This is a genomic window from Streptomyces sp. NPDC127084 (assembly GCF_042724175.1).
Lineage (GTDB): Bacteria > Actinomycetota > Actinomycetes > Streptomycetales > Streptomycetaceae > Streptomyces.
On sequence record NZ_JBHXFA010000123.1, the window covers coordinates 20,902 to 23,493 of the forward strand.

Genomic DNA, 2,592 nt, shown 5'->3' on the forward strand with positions numbered 1-2,592 from the left:
GGGGCTGCTACCCCGCGGGGGGGGGGGGCGGCGGGGGGGGGGGCGCGGGGGGGGGGCGGGGGGGGGGGGGGGGGGGCCGCCCCCCCCCCCCCCCCCCCCCCCCCCGCTTCGTTCCCTCCACCCCAAGAACATGGCACTCAGTGCCACACTGATACTCATGACTGACACTCCCTCACCCGGCGTCGAACTCCTGTGGGCGGCACTCGGCGGAGATTCCGCGCTGACCCGCCACATCGTGTACGGCGGACCGCGCGGGCTGCTGCCCGCGCGACTGCCCGTGATGGAACTGGCCCGCGCCACGGTGGCGGTGTGCTCGCTCGCGGCGGCCGAACGTTCCGCGAGCCTCTCCGGGGACCCCGTGCCCGCCGTGCGGGTCGATGACGGAGCGGTCGCCACGGCGTTCGTCAGCGAGCGGCACCTGCGGGTGGACGGGCGGGCCCCGGTGTCGTTCGCCCCGCTGTCCCGGTTCTGGCGCGCCACCGACGGCTGGGTGCGTACACACGCCAACTACCCGCACCACCGGGCCGCGTTGCTCACCGCGCTCGGCACCACCGAGGACGGCGTGGAGTCCGCGATCGCCGAGCGGTCGGCGCTGGACGTCGAGGACGCGGTGTACCAGGCCGGGGGCCTGGCGGTCGCCCTGCGGACCCCTGGTGAATGGGCGGCGCATCCCCAGGGCGCACTGGCGGCCCGGCAGCCGCTGCTGACCCGGGATCGGCTGGACGACGCGGCACCGAGGCGCCGGCGAGCAGAGGGCCGGCTGCGGGTGCTCGACCTGACCCGGGTCATCGCGGGGCCGGTCGCCACCCGGACCCTCGCGCTGCTCGGGTCGGACGTACTGCGGATCGACCCGCCCCGGCTCCCCGAACTCGCCGACCAGCACGCCGACACCGGCTTCGGTAAGCGCTCCGCCGCGCTGGACCTGGACAACGCGGCGGACCGCCGCACCTTCGACGAACTGCTCGACCAAGCGGATGTGCTGGTCACCGGCTACCGTCCGGGTGCGCTGGAGCGCCATGGCCTGATGCGCCCGGGCCTTGTGGTGGCCCAGCTCTCTGCCTGGGGCGACGAAGGTCCGTGGGGCGACCGGCGCGGCTTCGACAGCCTCGTACAGGTGGCGAGTGGAATCGCCGTACTCGAAGGCTCCATCGAGCAGCCGGGGACACTGCCCGCCCAGGCCCTCGACCACGGCACCGGCTACCTGCTCGCGGCGGCCGTGCTCCGCTCGCTGACCGAGCAGGACACCGAAGGCGGCACCCGGCTGCTGCGGCTGGCGCTGGCGCGTACGGCGCATCTGCTGAGCGGTGTACTACCGCGGCGGCCCGTCGATGCGCCTGCCGCGTACACACCCGACGCCTGGCTGGCCGAGTCCGCGAGCCCGCTCGGCAAGCTGCGCTACGCGTGCTCGCCGGTGGCGTACGAGGGCAGCCCGGCCGACTGGTCCCGCCCCCCGGGTACCTGGGGCTCGGACGCCCCGGAGTGGCTGACGGCCTGACCGTGTTCCCGGGGCCCGGGGGCAGGCTGCCACCCGGGCCCTCGGAACACCCGCCCGGCCCGCTCCCGCCAGTCGCCCGCCGTGCGCAGGTCGCGGGCGATGGAGACGTACTCGTGGGTGGCGACCCGCAGCGGGTTGTAGGTCCCGATGTTCTTGGTGAGCCCGAACACGGGCCGTTCGGTCTCGGCGGTGAAGGAGCGGAAGAGCCGGTCCCAGACGATCAGGATCCCGCCGAAGTTCCGGTCCAGATAGCCGCCCTGCGATGCGTGGTGCACCCGGTGGTGCGAGGGCGTGTTGAACACGTACTCGAAGAACCGGGGCAGCCTGCCGATCCGCTCCGTGTGGATCCAGAACTGATAGACGAGATTCACGGAGTAGCAGAACGCCAGCGCCGCCGGATGCACCCCGCAGGCCACCAGCGGAAGGTAGAACGGCCAGGTGGTGAAGCCGGTCCAGGGCTGGCGCAGCGCGGTGCTGAGGTTGAATCTGCGGCTGGAGTGATGGACGACATGGCTGGCCCACAGGATCCGGATGACGTGATGGCCGCGATGCGACCAGTAGTAGAAGAAGTCCTGCGCGAGCAGCATCATCGGGATCGTCCACCACAGGACGGGGAGGCGCAGCGGCGTGAGCTCGTACACCGCTGTGTAGATCGCCACGACGGGGATCTTCCAGAGGAGATCGAAGAAGAGGCTGCCGAGCCCCATGGTGATGCTGGTGGCGGCGTCCTTCGCCCCGTAGGCGGCGGCGTCCTCGTCGGGATGGAGCCGGTAGCTGACCGCCTCCACGACGGTCAGCAGTACAAAGGCGGGGATCGACCACAGCACGACATCGGGCAGGTTGGGCGCCATGCCAGGACCGTAGAGGCGGTGGTGCGGGTGCGGCTAGATGTCGTTACCGACAAGTATGCGAGAGGCAGGGCGGGCTTCCGGCCCTAGACCGTGTCTGGCAAATGGCGCCGTCCGCTCGAAGGGCGGGCCCGCAGCGTCTGGTGCATGGGCCCCCTCCCCAGGCCCGCAGGGGCCGAGGGGGTGGGGCCTCCCCAGGCCCGCAAGGGCCGAGGGGGTGGGGCCTCCCCAGGCCCGCACGGGCCGAGG

The 2,592-nt window shown here is 72.7% G+C and carries 2 protein-coding genes; one reads left to right on the plus strand and one right to left on the minus strand.

What is annotated here, in order from left to right; genetic code table 11:
* Positions 1-157: 157 nt before the first annotated feature.
* Complete coding sequence (locus ACFWI9_RS25030; RefSeq protein WP_387165296.1) at positions 158-1,495, plus strand: CoA transferase; 1,338 nt, start codon at positions 158-160, stop codon at positions 1,493-1,495.
* Here the strand turns inward: ACFWI9_RS25030 and ACFWI9_RS25035 are convergent.
* Positions 1,396-2,346, minus strand: coding sequence for a sterol desaturase family protein (locus ACFWI9_RS25035; protein WP_387165297.1), 951 nt, complete (start codon positions 2,344-2,346; stop codon positions 1,396-1,398). The genes ACFWI9_RS25030 and ACFWI9_RS25035 overlap by 100 nt on opposite strands.
* Between the last annotated feature and the right edge of the window lie 246 nt (positions 2,347-2,592).